The 15,893-nt window shown below is 74.7% G+C and carries 1 protein-coding gene; it reads left to right on the top strand.

What is annotated here, in order from left to right:
* Positions 1–49: 49 nt before the first annotated feature.
* Complete coding sequence (locus ABZ490_RS40295; protein ID WP_359002212.1) at positions 50–15,817, top strand: type I polyketide synthase; 15,768 nt, start codon at positions 50–52, stop codon at positions 15,815–15,817.
* Positions 15,818–15,893: the final 76 nt, after the last annotated feature.

Raw genomic sequence — 15,893 nt, 5'->3', positions numbered from 1 at the left:
GGAGTGGGAGCGGTTCGCTCCCGCGTACACGAGTGTGCGTCCCAGCGCGTTGCTTGCGAGTCTTCCCGAAGCCCGCACCACCCCCACCACCAGCGAGGACACCCTCGCCGACGTACCGGCCGTCTCGGCACTGCGCGAGCGGCTCGGCGTACTGCCCGCGGCCGACCGCGACCGTGCCCTGCTGGAGTCCGTCCTCGCCGGGGTCGCGGCGGTGCTCGGTCACGCCGACACCTCGACGGTGGAGGCCACGCGGTCCTTCCGGGACCTGGGCTTCGACTCACTGACCGCCGTCGAGCTGCGCAACCGGCTCGCCACCGACACCGGCCTCAAGCTGCCCAGCACCCTCGTCTTCGACCATCCGACGCCGACGGCGCTCGTACGGCTGCTGCGGCAGGAGCTGTTCGCGGACGGCGACCCGGGAGCGGACGCGCTGCCGCAGGTTCCGGCGCTGACGGCCACGACGGACGACCCGGTCGTCATCGTCGGGATGGCCTGCCGGCTGCCCGGCCGGGTCGAGGGCCCGGACGACCTGTGGCGGCTGCTCACCGAAGGCACCGACGCGATCTCCGGCTTCCCCACCGACCGCGGCTGGGACCTCGATGCCCTGCACGGCACAGGAGAGGACGGACGCAGCCGCAGTCACACCCGGGCGGGCGGATTCCTCTATGACGCCGGGCAGTTCGACCCCTCCTTCTTCGGTATCTCGCCCCGCGAGGCCCTCGCCGTCGACCCCCAGCAGCGACTGCTGCTGGAGACGTCCTGGGAAGCCCTCGAACACGCGGCGATCAGGCCCGACGCACTGCACGGCAGCCGTACTGGTGTGTTCGTCGGCGCCGGCAGCTCCGGATACGGCGCCGGACTGCGCGAGGTGCCCGAGGGGCTCGGCGGCCAGTTGCTGACGGGTGTCGCCGGCAGCGTGGTCTCCGGCCGCGTCGCCTACACCTTCGGCTTCGAGGGACCCGCCGTGACCGTCGACACGGCCTGCTCGTCGTCCCTCGTGGCGCTGCACCTGGCGGCGCAGTCGCTCCGGTCCGCCGAGTGCGACCTGGCGCTGGTCGGCGGCGTGACGGTGCTGGCCGACCCCGGCGCGTTCGTCGAGTTCAGCTCGCAGGGCGGGCTGGCGGCGGACGGCCGGTGCAAGGCGTTCTCCGAGGAGGCGGACGGCACCGGCTGGGCCGAAGGTGTCGGTGTGCTCGTCGTGGAGCGGCTCTCCGACGCCCGGCGCAACGGGCACCAGGTGCTGGCGGTCGTCGCCGGTTCCGCCGTCAACCAGGACGGCGCCAGCAACGGCCTGACCGCCCCCAACGGGCCCGCCCAGCAGCGGGTCATCCGTCAGGCGCTGGCCGGGGCCGGGCTCAACCCCGCCGACATCGACGCGGTGGAGGCGCACGGCACGGGCACGAGACTCGGTGACCCGATCGAGGCCCAGGCCCTCCTCGCCGCCTATGGGCAGGACCGCGAACAGCCTCTCTGGCTCGGCTCGTTGAAGTCCAACATCGGCCACACCCAGGCCGCCGCCGGGGTCGCCGGCGTCATCAAGACGGTGCTGGCGATGCACCACGGACTGCTGCCGCGCACCCTGCACGCCGAACAGCCGTCGAGCCACGTCGACTGGTCGGCCGGCGAGGTGCGGCTGCTGACGGAGAACACCGCGTGGCCGCAGGCCGAGGGACGTCCGCGGCGGGCCGGCGTGTCGGCCTTCGGCGTGTCCGGCACCAACGCCCACGTGATCCTGGAACAGCCCGCTCCGCCGAAGCCCGCCCTTGAAGGAGCGGACCCCGGGCAGCCTCTCGCCGAAGCGCCCGCCGACGCCGCCGTTCCGGGCGACGCCCCCTCCGAGCCCACCACCGTGCTGCCCTGGATGGTCTCCGGGCGCAGCCGGAGCGCGCTGCGCGCCCAGGCCGCCCGGCTGGCCGACCACCTCGCCGACCGTCCCGGGGCGACGCCGGCCGACGTGGCCGCTTCCCTCGTCCGCACCCGCTCGGCCTTCGAGCACCGGGCCGTGGTCTGGGGCGCGGACCGCGAGACACTGCTGCGCGGTCTCCGGACGGTCGCGGACGGCGAGCCCGCCGACGGCGCCGTCATCGGCTCCGTGCTCCAGGACGGCCGTACGGCATTCCTGTTCGCCGGACAGGGCTCGCAACGGCTCGGCATGGGAGGGGAGTTGTACGCCGAGCACCCGGTCTTCGCCGATGCCTTCGACGCCGTGTGCGCCCACCTCGACACCGAACTGCCGTGCCCGTTGCGGGAGGTGGTGTTCGGTGACGACGCCGACCTGCTGAACCGGACGGAGTTCGCGCAGCCCGCTCTGTTCGCGCTGGAAGTGGCGCTGTTCCGGCTGCTGGAGTCGTGGGGTGTGCGTCCGGACGTGCTGCTCGGTCACTCGGTGGGCGAGTTGGCCGCCGCGCATGTGGCGGGGGTGTGGTCCCTGGCCGACGCGTGCCGTCTGGTGGCGGCGCGGGGCCGGCTGATGCAGGCGCTTCCGGCCGGTGGGGCGATGGTGTCGCTCCAGGCGTCCGAGGACGAGGTGCTGCCGCTGCTTTCGGGTCGGGACACCGAAGCCTCGATCGCCGCCGTCAACGGACCCCTGTCCGTGGTGGTCTCCGGCACCGAGGACGCGGTGCGCGAGGTCGCCGCCGCCGTCGAGGCGCTGGGCAGGCGCACCCGGCGGCTGCGCGTCAGCCACGCCTTCCACTCCCCGCTGATGGAACCGATGCTGGCCGGCTTCCGTGCCGTCGCCGAGAGCATCACCTACGAGGCTCCGGGCATCCCCGTCGTCTCCGACGTCACCGGCGCGCCCGCCACCGCCGAGGACCTCGTCTCCCCGGAGTACTGGGTGCGGCACCTGCGGGACGCGGTCCGCTTCGCCGACGGCGTCCGTACCCTCGCCGACCGCAACGTCACCCGTTTCCTCGAACTCGGCCCCGACAGCACCCTGACCACGCTCACCCGGTCCTGCCTGCCCACGGCGGACGGTCTGCAGGTGTCCGCGCTGCGGGACGACCGTCCCGAGCGGCGGACGCTGCTGACGGCCGTCTCCGCCCTGTTCACCCGGGGCGTCGACGTGGACTGGACGGCGGCCCTGCCGTCACTGTCCCGGGCGCCGCACGTCCCCTTGCCCACCTACGCCTTCCAGCGCAGGCGCTACTGGCTCGACGTGCCCGCTGCGGCGGGCGACGCCTCCTCGCTCGGTCTCGCCGCCACCGACCATCCGCTGCTCGCCGCCGCGGTGCCGGTCGCGGGCAGCGACGCGGTCGTGCTCACCGGACGGCTGTCCCTGCGCTCGCACCCCTGGCTGGCCGACCACCGGCTCGGCGGCGCGGCCGTGGTGCCCAGCACCGCCTTCCTGGAGCTCGCCGTCCGCGCGGGCGACCAGGTCGGCTGCGACGAGGTCCGCGAACTCGCCCTGGAGACGCCCCTGACGGTCCCCGAGCGCGGCGCGGTCCGACTCCAGGTCCGCATCGACGAGCCGGACGCCCGCGGCACCCGTGCCCTCTCCGTCTACTCGCGCCCCGACGACGCACGGTCCGACAGCGCCGGGTGGACCCGCCACGCGGGCGGCCTGCTCACGCCCGCCGGCCCCGCGCCGGCGGACCGGGCGGCCGACTTCGCCGACTTCGCCGTCTGGCCTCCGGCCGGAGCCGAACCGGTCGCCCTCGCCGACCTGTACGAACGGCTGGCCGCCGACGCCGGTCTGGAGTACGGCCCGGCGTTCCGCGCCCTCACCGCCGTATGGCGGCACGGTGACGCCGTGTACGCCGAGGTCGCCCTCGACGCGGAGGCACGCGAACAGGCGCGGCGCTACGGGCTGCACCCGGCCCTGCTGGACGCGGCACTGCATCCGCTGGGCCTCGGCCTGCCCGAAGGACTGGGCGAAGGGCTGCTGCTCTTCGCGTGGCAGCGTGCCACCCTCCTCGCCGACGGCGCCGCCACCCTGCGGGTCCGCCTGGCCCGGTGCGCCGAGGACGCGGTGACGCTCCGCGCCGCCGACGCCTCGGGGCAGCCGGTGCTCGCCATCGAGTCGCTGCGCCTGCGGCCCGCCCCCGGCGCGCCCACCGCGACGGAACTCGGCGACACCGGCCCCACCGCGGACCGTACGGACACGGATGCCGTGGTCGGCACCCGCGGGGACGCGGATGCCGCTGTCGGCGACGCCGCCGAGCCCGGCCGTCCCGCCGCCCCCGCCCGTGCCGTGCGCCGGCGCGCCGCCGACTCCGGTGCCGAGGCAGAGGAGGCGACCCTGCTGGACCGGCTCGCCGCCCGGTCCGCCGCCGAGCGCCGACGGGTGCTGCTCGACCGGGTGCGCCGCAAGGTGGCCGCCGTGCTGGACTACGTCGACGTCGACGAGGTCGAGCCCTCCCGCGTCTTCAAGGACCTCGGCTTCGCCTCCGTCACCGCCGTCGAACTGCGCAACCAGCTCAGCGCCGAACTGGGCGTCCTGCTGCCGGCCACCCTGGTCTTCGACCACCCGACACCGCTCGCGCTCGCCGCGCACCTCGACGAGGAACTCTTCGGCGCCCGGCCGGACGCGGCGGCGCCCACCGCCTCCCGCGCCCGGCTCGACGACGATCCGATCGTGGTCGTCGGCATGGCGTGCCGCTATCCCGGCGGCATCTCCAGCCCCGAGGAACTGTGGGACCTCGTCGCGCACCGCGGCGACGGCATCTCCCCGCTCCCCGCCGACCGCGGCTGGGACCTCGCGGCGCTCTACCACCCGGACCCGGACCACCCGGGCACCTGCTACGCCCGCGAGGGCGGCTTCCTGCACAACGCCAGCCACTTCGACCCCGGCTTCTTCGGCATCTCCCCGCGCGAGGCCCTGGCGATGGACCCCCAGCAGCGGCTGCTGCTGGAGACGTCCTGGGAGGCACTGGAGCGGGCGGGCATCGACCCGGCGTCCCGCCGCGGCAGCCTCACCGGCGTCTTCGCCGGCGTCACCTACCAGGACTACATCGGTATCCTCGGCGCCGCCAAGGAGAGCTTCGAGGGCTACATCGGCACCGGCAACTCGCCGAGCGTCCTGTCCGGCCGTATCGCCTACGCCCTGGGACTGGAGGGCCCGGCGCTGTCCGTCGACACCGCCTGCTCCTCGTCCCTGGTGGCCCTCCACCTCGCGGTGCAGTCGCTGCGGCAGGGCGAGTGCGACCTCGCGCTGGCCGGCGGCGTCACCGTCATGTCGACGCCGGGCTCCCTCATCGAGTTCAGCCGGCAGCGGGCGCTCGCCGAGGACGGCCGATGCAAGCCGTTCTCCGCGGACGCCGACGGGGCGAGCTGGGCCGAAGGCGTCGGCATGGTCGTGCTGGAGCGGCTGTCCGACGCCCGGCGCAGCGGACACCCCGTCCTCGCCGTCGTCCAGGGCAGCGCCCTCAACCAGGACGGCGCCTCCAACGGCCTGACCGCCCCCAACGGGCCCTCCCAGCAGCGGGTCATCCGCGCCGCCCTGGCCGGCGGCGGGCTCACCCCGGCCGACGTCGACGCGGTGGAGGCGCACGGCACCGGCACGACGCTGGGCGACCCGATCGAGGCGCAGGCGCTGATCGCCGTCTACGGCCAGGACCGTCCCGACGACCACCCCCTCTGGCTGGGCTCGCTGAAGTCCAACATCGGCCATTCCCAGGCCGCCGCCGGGGTCGGCGGCGTGATCAAGATGGTCATGGCCCTGCGCAACGGCCTGCTCCCCGCGACCCTGCACGCCGAGAACCCGACCCACGAGGTCGACTGGTCCGCCGGGACCGTACGGCTGCTCGATCAGCCGGTGCCGTGGCCGCGGACCGACCGGCCGCGCCGCGCGGGCGTCTCCTCGTTCGGCATGAGCGGCACCAACGCCCACGTCATCATCGAGCAGGCCCCCGACGACACGCCGCACGACACCGCCCCGCGCCCCGACGCGCCGGCACTCGACAGGGCCGGACAGGCCACGGCCGACGCCCTGCCGACGCCCGTCCTCGTTCCCCTCTCCGCCCGTACCGGCGACGGTCTGCGCGCCCAGGCCGGACGGCTCCTCGCCCACCTGCGCGCCCACCCCGGACTCGGCCACGCCGACCTGGGCCTGTCCCTGGCCACCACCCGCACCGCCTTCGAGCAGCGCGCGGTCGTGCTCGCCGCCGACGACCAGAGCCTGGAACGCGGGCTGCGCGACCTCGTCGAGGACGGCCTGGTCAGCGACGTCGTCCGCGGCCTCGACCGGCGCGGCACCGGACCCGTACTGGTCTTCCCCGGCCAGGGCGCCCAGTGGCCCGGCATGGGCCGGGAACTCCTCGACACCGCCCCCGAGTTCGCCCGCCGCGTCGCCGAGTGCGAGCAGGCGCTCACGCCGTACGTAGACTGGTCGCTGACGGCCGCCCTGCGCGGCGGCCCCGACGCCCCCGACCTCGACCGGGTGGACGTCGTCCAGCCCGTCCTGTGGGCCGTCATGGTCTCCCTCGCCCACCTGTGGCGCTCCTACGGCGTCGAGCCCGCCGCCGTCGTGGGCCACAGCCAGGGCGAGATCGCCGCGGCCGTCGTCGCCGGCGCCCTGTCCCTCGAGGACGGCGCCCGCGTCGCGGCCCTGCGGAGCAAGGCCATCACCGCCATCGCGGGCGACGGCGGCATGATGTCCGTCCCGCTCCCCGCCGACGAGGTGCGCACCCGGCTGGAGCCGTACGGCGACCGGCTCTCCGTGGCCGCCGTCAACGGCCCCGGCTCGGTCGTCGTATCCGGCGCCGCCGACGCCCTGGACGAGCTGTTCACCGCGCTGACCGCGGACGGCGTCCAGGCCCGCAAGGTCGCCGTGGACTACGGCAGCCACTCCGCACACGTCGAACCCGTGCGCGAACAGATCCTCGACACACTCGCCGGACTCCGGCCGACGCCCGCCGAGATCCCCTTCCGTTCCTCGGTGACCGGCGACTGGCTGGACGACGACACCGTCCTGGACGCCGCCTACTGGTACACCAGCCTGCGGGAGACCGTCCGCTTCGAGGAGGCGGTCCGCGGCCTGCTCGCCGCCGGGCACCGTGCCTTCATCGAGGTCGGACCGCACCCCGTCGTCGCCTTCGGCCTCCGGGAGACCGTCGAGGACACCGGCGCCGACGCCGTCGTCCTCGGCACGCTCCGCCGCGACCAGGGAGGCCTGGACCGCTTCCTGACCTCCCTCGCCGAGGCCCACGTCCAGGGCGTCGCCGTCGACTGGCCCAGCGTCTTCGCCGGGACCGGCGCCCGCCGCGTCGACCTGCCGACGTACGCCTTCCAGCGGCTGCGGTTCTGGCCCGAACTGCGGGACGCGGACACCGTCGCCGAGGACGGCACGACGGTCTCCGACGAGGTGGAGAGCCGCTTCTGGCGGACCGTGGAGGAGGAAGACCTCACCTCGCTCGCCGCCACCCTCGACCTCGGCGGGGACACCCCGCTGCGCGAGGTGCTGCCCGCGCTGTCCGCCTGGCGGCGCAGCAGCAAGGAGCAGTCCACCGTCGACAGCTGGCGCTACACCGTCGGCTGGACCCCGCTCACCCAGGACACCGCGGCCGCGCCCCCGTCCGGCACCTGGCTGCTGGTCGTCCCCGGCGCCGGCCACGCCCTGGCGGACGCCACCCGGCGCACCCTGGCCGACCACCGCGTCCCCGTCCGCGTCGTGACCGTCGACGGCGCCGGCCCCGACGCCGACCGCGAGGGCCTGGCCGGCCTGTTGACCGCGGCGCTCGCCGCCACGGACGGCGAACCCGCCGTGGACCCGGCCGACCTCGGCGGAGTGCTCTCGCTGCTCGCCCTGGACGAGACCCCGCACCCCGGGCACCCGTCGGTGCCCGCCGGACTCGCCGGCACGCTCACGCTCCTTCAGGCCCTCGGCGACCTCGGCGTCAGCGCCCCCCTGTGGTGCGCCACCAGCGGTGCCGTCGCCGTCACCGCCTCGGAGACCGTGTCCGGCGCACACCAGGCCCTCGTCTGGGGCTTCGGCCGGGTCGCCGCCCTCGAACACTCCGACCGCTGGGGCGGCCTGATCGACCTGCCCGCCACCCTCGACCGCAGGGCGGGCGACCGGCTGTGCGCCCTGCTCGCCCGGCCCGACGGCGAGGACCAGACCGCCGTCCGCGCCTCCGGCACCTACGGCCGCCGCCTGCTGCGCGCCCCGCTCGACGGCGCCACACCGCCCGGCGACAGCTGGCGCCCGCGCGGCACCGTGCTGATCACCGGCGGCACCGGCGCGGTCGGCGGACACATCTCCCGCTGGCTCGCCTCCCTCGGCACCGACCACCTGCTGCTCACCAGCCGCCGGGGCGCCGAAGCGCCCGGCGCCGCCGAACTGTCGGCGGAACTGACCGCCCTCGGCGCCGGCCGCGTCACCCTCGCCGCCTGCGACGTCGCCGACCGTGACGCCCTGCGCGAGCTGATCGACGCGATCCCCGAGGAACACCCGCTCGACGCCGTGCTGCACATCGCCGGCTCCCTCGACGACGGCGTCATCGACGCCCTCGACCCCGGCCGGATGCACCCCGTGCTGCGCACCAAGGCCACCGCGGCCGTGAACCTGCACGAACTGACCACCGGTCTCGACCTGTCCGCCTTCGTCCTGTTCTCCTCGACGTCCGGCACCATCAGCGGCCCCGGCCTCGGCAACTACGCCCCCGGCAACGCCTTTCTGGACGCCCTCGCCCAGCAGCGCCGCGCTCTCGGCCTGCCCGCCACGGCCGTCGCCTGGGGCCACTGGGCCGACGGCGGCATGGGAGACGGCGCGGTCGGCGACCGCCTGCGCCGCTACGGCGTGTACGACATGCGGCCCGAACTGGCCTGCCAGGCCCTCCAGCAGGCGCTCGACCACGGCGAGACCTACCTCGCGGTGACCGACATCGGCTGGGAACGGTTCGCGCCCGCCTTCACCGGCTCCCGGCCCAGCGCGCTCCTGCGCGAACTGGCCGACGCCCAGCGCGTTCTCGCACCGGTGCGCGACGCCGCCTCCGGCCGGACGGCCGGCGACTCCTTCGGCGAGGGCTCCGACGGCGACCAGTCCGCGCTCCGCCGCCACCTGGCCACGCTCGCCGCCGACGAACGGCCGGACGCCGTCCTCGACGTCGTCCGCGGCTATGTGGCCACCGTGCTCGGCTACCCCGGCCCCGAGGCGGTCGAGCCGACCCGCGCCTTCAGCGACCTCGGCTTCGACTCGCTCAGCGCCGTCGAACTGCGCAACGGCATGAACAAGATCACCGGGATGCGGCTGCCGGCCACCCTGGTCTTCGACTACCCCAACTGCGCCGAACTCGCCAGGATGCTGCTCGGCGAACTCGGCACGGCCTCCGAGGACGACCGCCTGCCCGCCACCGCGCGGCCCGCGGCCGACTCGGCCTCCCTCACCGACGACCCGATCGTCATCACCGCGATGAGCTGCCGTTTCCCCGGCGGGGCCGACACCCCCGAGGACTACTGGCGCCTGCTCGCCGACGGCACCGACGCCATCGCCCCCTTCCCGGCCGACCGCGGCTGGGACGTCGACGGCCTCTACCACCCCGACCCCGACCACCCCGGCACCTGCACCGCCCGCGAAGGCGGATTCCTGCGGGACATGGCCGCGTTCGACCCCGCCTTCTTCGGCGTCTCGCCGCGTGAGGCGCTGGCGATGGATCCGCAGCAGCGGTTGCTGCTGGAGCTGGCGTGGGAGGCGTTCGAGCGGGCGGGCATCGACCCGACGACCCTGCGCGGCTCGCGCACCGGCGTCTTCGCCGGCACCAACGGCAACGACTACACGCCCCTGCTCGTCGCCTCCGGCGAGGACGTCGGCGGCCACCTCGGAACCGGAAACGCGGCGAGCATCGTCTCCGGCCGGGTGTCCTACACCCTCGGTCTGGAAGGACCCGCGGTGACGGTGGACACGGCCTGCTCCGCCGCCCTCGTCGCCCTGCATCTGGCGGTGCAGGCGTTGCGGGCGGGTGAGTGCGATCTGGCGTTGGCCGGTGGTGTGACGGTGATGTCGACGCCGGGGCTGTTCCTGGACTTCAGCCGGCAGCGGGGGCTGGCGGCGGACGGCCGGTGCAAGGCGTTCTCGGACGCGGCGGACGGGGCCGGGTTCTCCGAGGGTGCGGGTCTGGTGTTGGTGGAGCGGTTGTCGGACGCGCGGTCGGCCGGGCGTCCGGTGCTGGCGGTGGTGGCGGGTTCGGCCGTCAATCAGGATGGTGCGTCCAATGGTCTGACGGCGCCGAACGGGCCTTCGCAGCAGCGGGTGATCCGTCAGGCGCTGGCGGGGGCCGGGTTGCGGCCGTCGGATGTGGATGCGGTGGAGGCGCACGGTACGGGTACGGCGCTGGGTGATCCGATCGAGGCGCAGGCGATCCTGGCCGCTTACGGTCAGGATCGTGAACGGCCCCTGCTGCTGGGCTCGGTGAAATCGAACATCGGTCATACCCAGGCCGCCGCGGGTGTCGCCGGTCTGATCAAGATGGTGCTGGCGCTGCGGCACGGCGTGCTGCCGCGCACCCTGCACGCGGACGAGGCCTCGTCCCACGTCGACTGGACGGCCGGAGCGGTCGAACTGCTCACGGACAGCGCCGACTGGCCGCACGTCGAGGGCAGGACGCGCCGCGCCGGTGTGTCGTCCTTCGGTCTGAGCGGCACGAACGCGCATGTGGTGCTGGAGGAGGCGCCGGCCGATCCGGAGTCACAGCCGCACGGGGTGAGCGGGGCTGTGGTGCCGTGGGTGGTGTCGGGCCGTACGGGTGCGGCGCTGCGGGCCCAGGCGGGCCGGCTGGCGCGGTTCGTGGCCGCCGACGAGCGGACCGCCGAAGCTGAGGTCGCCGCCTCTCTCGTGCGGTCGCGGGCTCTGTTCGAGCACCGGGCGGTGGTCTGGGGTACGGAGCGTGCGGAGCTGGTGCGGGCGCTGGAGGCGGTGGCTTGCGGCGAGGAGGCGGTGAACGCCGCGACGGGCACGGTACGGCGTGACGCGCGCACGGCGTTCCTGTTCGCCGGTCAGGGTTCCCAGCGCCTCGGTATGGGCCGGGAGTTGTACGACGCGTATCCGGTGTTCGCGGATGCCTTCGACGCGGTGGACGCGGAACTGCCCTTCAGCCTGCGGGAGGTGGTGTTCGGCGAGGACGCCGACCTGCTGAACCGCACGGAGTTCACCCAGCCCGCCCTGTTCGCGCTGGAAGTGGCGCTGTTCCGGCTGCTGGAGTCGTGGGGTGTGCGCCCGGATGTCCTTGCCGGGCATTCCATCGGTGAGATCGCGGCAGCGCACGTCGCCGGGGTCTGGTCGTTGGAGGACGCGTGTCGTCTCGTGGTGGCGCGGGGTCGGCTGATGCAGGCTCTGCCGTCCGGGGGTGCGATGGTGGCGCTCCAGGCCGCCGAGGACGAGGTGCTGCCCCTTCTCGGTGACGAGGTCGGGATTGCGGCGGTCAACGGTCCCCGGGCCGTTGTCGTCGCGGGCGCCTCGCAGGCCGTCGAGGAGATCGCCGCCCGCTTCCGTGCTCAGGGCCGCAAGGTCACCGCGCTGCGGGTCAGCCACGCCTTCCACTCGCCGCTGATGGAGCCCATGCTCGCCGACTTCCGCAAGGTCGCGGAGAGTCTGACGTACGAGCGGCCGAAGCTGCCGTTCGTCTCCACGGTGACCGGAACCGCCGCCACCCCCGAGGAACTGATGTCGCCGGACTACTGGGTGCGGCACGTACGCCGCCCGGTGCGTTTCGCCGACGCCGTGCGCGCCCTCGCCGGGCAGGGTGTCGGCCGTTTCGCCGAGCTCGGTCCGGACGGCACCCTCACCGCCCTCGCCCAGGCTTCCCTCGACGACACCGAGGGCACGGTCCTCGTGCCCCTGCTGCGCAAGGACCGGCCCGAGGCGCCGACCGCCCTCGCCGCCCTCGCCACCGTATTCGTCCACGGGGCCGACGCCGACTGGCGACCCCTCACCGGCGGCGACCGGGTTCGCAACTCGGACCTGCCGACGTACGCCTTCCAACGCCGCCGTTACTGGCCCGACTTCACCGGCGTCACGCTGGGCGACCTCGGTTCCGCCGGTGTCGGTTCGGCGGACCATCCGCTGCTCGGCGGCGCGGTGCGGGTGGCCGGCAGCGAGGAGGTGCTGTTCACCGGGCGGCTCTCGCTCAGGACGCACCCATGGCTGCGCGACCACGCCGTCACGGGCACGGTCCTCTTCCCGGGCACCGGGTTCCTCGAACTCGCCCTGTGTGCCGCCGGACAGCTCGGCTACGACCGCGTCGAGGAACTGACCATCGCCGCCCCCCTGATCGTGCCCGAGCGCACCGGACGGCTGGTCCAGGTCCGCGTGGGCGCACCCGACGAGTCGCACACGCGCACCCTGGAGGTGTACTCCCGGGCCGAGGACGCGCTCGACACCGACCCGTGGACGCTGAACGCCAGCGGCTCGCTCACCGCCGACCCGGCGCCCGCCGACCCGACGGCCCCCGACCTGACCGCATGGCCGCCGCCGAACGCCGAGGCCGTCCCCATGGAGGGCTTCTACGACCGCTTCGCCGAGGCGGGCTTCGCCTACGGGCCGGTGTTCCAGGGGCTGCGCGCGGTCTGGCGACGCGGCGAGGAGGTCTTCGCCGAGGTCGGACTGCCCGACCGGCACGAGCGGCTCGCGGGTGGCTTCGGTGTCCACCCGGCGCTCCTGGACTCCGCCCTGCACGCGATGATGTTCGTGTCGCTGGCCGATGCCGACGGGGGACGGCTGCCGTTCTCGTGGAGCGGCGTGTCGCTGCGTGCCTCCGGCGCGCGGGCCCTGCGCGTCCGCATGGTGCAGGCGGGGCCGGAAGCCGTCGCCCTGCACCTGGCCGACCCGGCGGGTGGCGAGGTCGCCTCCGTGGAGTCGCTGCTGCTGCGCCAGGTCTCCGGCGACCTCGCCGCGCACGCCGATGCCGAAGGCCACCGCGAAGGTCTGTTCCAGGTGGGCTGGACGAAGGTGGCGACGCCCGAGCGGAGCGCGTTCTCGCCCGGCGCCCTCGTGGCGATCGGTGCCGTCGGCCCCGCGCCCGGCGTGGAGTCGTACCCGGGCCTGGCCGAGCTGCCCGCCGCTGTCCCCGCGACCGTCCTGTTCGCCGCGGGTCGCGGCCTGAGCGGCGCGGACGGCGACATGGCGGCCGCGGCGCGCGCCGCCACCGGCCGTGTCCTGGACGCCGTACGGTCCTGGCTCGCCGACGAGCGCTTCGAGGACTCCCGTCTGGTGATCCTCACCGAGGGCGCGGTCGCGCTCGACGCACACGCTCCCGATCCCGCCCTGGCGGCGGTGTGGGGCCTGGTCCGGGCCGCGCGCGCCGAGGCGCCCGACCGGTTCGCGCTGGTCGACACGGACGGCACCGAAGCCTCCCACGCCGTGCTCGCGCAGGCCCTGGCCTGCGGGGAGCCGGAGCTCGCGCTCCGCGACGGCGTGGCCCACGCGCCGCGTCTCGACCGGGTCCCCGCAGGCGGCGCGCTCACCGTCCCGGCGGGCGAACCGGCCTGGCACCTGGACAGCGTGGAGAAGGGCACCCTGGACAACCTGGCCCTGGCCCCCTTCCCCGAGGCCACCGCCCAGTTGACGCAAGGACAGGTCCGTATCGCCGTACGCGCGGCGGGGGTCAACTTCCGCGACGTGCTCAACGCGCTCGGCATGTACCCGGGCGAGGCGGGTCTGCTCGGCGGTGAGGGCGCGGGTGTGGTGACCGAGGTCGGCCCGGGTGTGCCGGAACTGGCCGTCGGTGACCGGGTGTTCGGCATGTTCCCCGGTTCCTTCGGACCGGTGGCGGTGGCGGACGCCCGGACGGTGGCCCGGATCCCGGCCGGCTGGACGTTCGCGCAGGCGGCGTCGGTGCCGATCGTGTTCCTGACGGCGTACTACGCGCTGACCGAGCTGGGCGCCGTGCGGCCGGGGGAGTCGGTGCTGGTGCACGCGGCGGCCGGCGGCGTGGGCATGGCCGCCGTACAGCTGGCACGGCATCTGGGCGCCGAGGTGTTCGGCACGGCGAGTGCCGGCAAGTGGGACACGCTGCGGGAGCTGGGCCTGGACGACACACACCTCGCCTCGTCCCGCGACACCGGGTTCGAGACGGCGTTCCTGGCGGCGACCGGTGGTCGTGGCGTGGACGTCGTACTCGACTCGCTGGCCGGTGAGTTCGTGGACGCCTCGCTGCGGCTGCTGCCGCACGGCGGCCGGTTCCTGGAGATGGGCAAGACCGATGTCCGGGATGCCGAGGCGGTGGCCGCCGAGCACTCCGGTGTGACGTACCGGGCGTTCGATCTGTGGGACGCAGGTCCCGAGCGGATCGGCCGGATGCTCGCCGAGCTGGTGGCCCTCTTCGAAGCGGACGTCCTACGGCCCCTTCCCGTCACCTGCTGGGACGTGCGCCAGGCCCCGGAGGCGTTCCGGTACCTCTCGCAGGCCCGGCACGTGGGCAAGGTGGTCCTCACGGTCCCGGCGCCCCTGGACCGGGACGGCACGGTGCTGGTGACCGGGGGCACGGGTGGCCTGGGCGCGCTGGTGGCCCGCCACCTGGTGACCCGGCACGGCATACGGCGACTGCTGCTGGCCGGCCGCCGTGGCCTCGAAGCGCCGGGCGCACCCGAACTCGTCGCGGAACTCGCTGATTTGGGCGCCGAGGTCGAGGTCGTCGCCCTGGACGTCGCCGACCGGGACCAGCTCGCCGCCGTGCTGGACGCCCTCCCCGCCGGGCATCCGTTGACCGCCGTCGTCCACACCGCGGGCGTCGTCGACGACGGTGTCGTCGCCTCCCTCACCCCGGAGCGTCTGGCCGGCGTCATGCGGCCGAAGGCGGACGCGGTGGCGCACCTGCACGAGCTGACCCGCGGCGCGGACCTGTCGGCGTTCGTGGTCTTCTCCTCGGTGGCCGCCACCTTCGGCAGCGCGGGCCAGGCCAACTACGCCGCCGCGAACGCCTTCCTCGACGCCTTCGCCGCTCACCGCCGTGCCTCGGGGCTGCCCGCGGTGTCCCTCGCCTGGGGCCCGTGGGCGCCCGGTACGGGCATGACCGCCGAGCTGACCGAGGCGGACCTGCGGCGCATGGCACGCGGTGGTATGCGACCGCTCACCGTCGATCAGGGACTCGAACTCCTCGACACGGCCGGGCTGGTGCCCGGCACGGCACCCGCGCACCGGTCGCTCCTGCTGCCGGTGAACCTGGACCTCCAGGCGCTGCGGGCCCACGCCGAGGCCGTACCGCCGCTGCTGCGCGGCCTGGTGCGGGCACCGGCGCGACGGGCGGCGGACACGGCGGCCGGGTCCGGCGCCGAGCGGCAGGATCTCGGTGCCGTTCTGGCGGCGCTCGCGCCGGCCGACCGGGAGCAGCATCTCGTCGACCTGGTCTGCGCCCAGGCGGCGGCGACCCTCGGGCACGCCTCGGCGGACGAGATCGAGCCGGATCAGGCGTTCAAGGAGCTGGGCTTCGACTCGCTCACCGCCGTCGAACTGCGCAACCGGCTCAACGCCGCCACCAGGCTCCGGCTCCCGGCGACCCTGGTGTTCGACCACCCGACGCCGACGGCGCTGGCGGGACATCTGCTTGAGGAGATCACCCTGCCGGAGGCGTCCGGCACGGGGGCGGGCGAGAGCCCGGGCGCGGCCGTGCCAGCGGCGCCGCTCCTGGTCGAACTGGACCGGCTGGAGGCCGCGCTCGGCGCCGCCGCGGTCGGCGGGGACGACCACGCGACGATCACTTCCCGGCTGCAGAGGCTGACGGCGAAGTGGCAGGAGAGGACCACGCAGGGCGGCGGTGCCGGACACGACAACGGCACCGGCTCCGGGGGTCCCGGAGCGGCTCCCGCCGACGACGACGGGGCGCTGGACTCCGTCGAGACGGCGGACGAGCTGTTCGACCTGATCGACAAAGAACTCGGGATGTCGTGATCAGCCGCGGGAAACCGTCGGCATCGGCTCAGGGATGTGGCGTTGGTGGCTGAAGACGACAAGACGGACGACAAGT

This window comes from Streptomyces sp. NPDC005811 (genome assembly GCF_040630405.1).
Lineage (GTDB): Bacteria > Actinomycetota > Actinomycetes > Streptomycetales > Streptomycetaceae > Streptomyces.
This window is presented reverse-complemented; position numbering and strand designations above follow the sequence as displayed.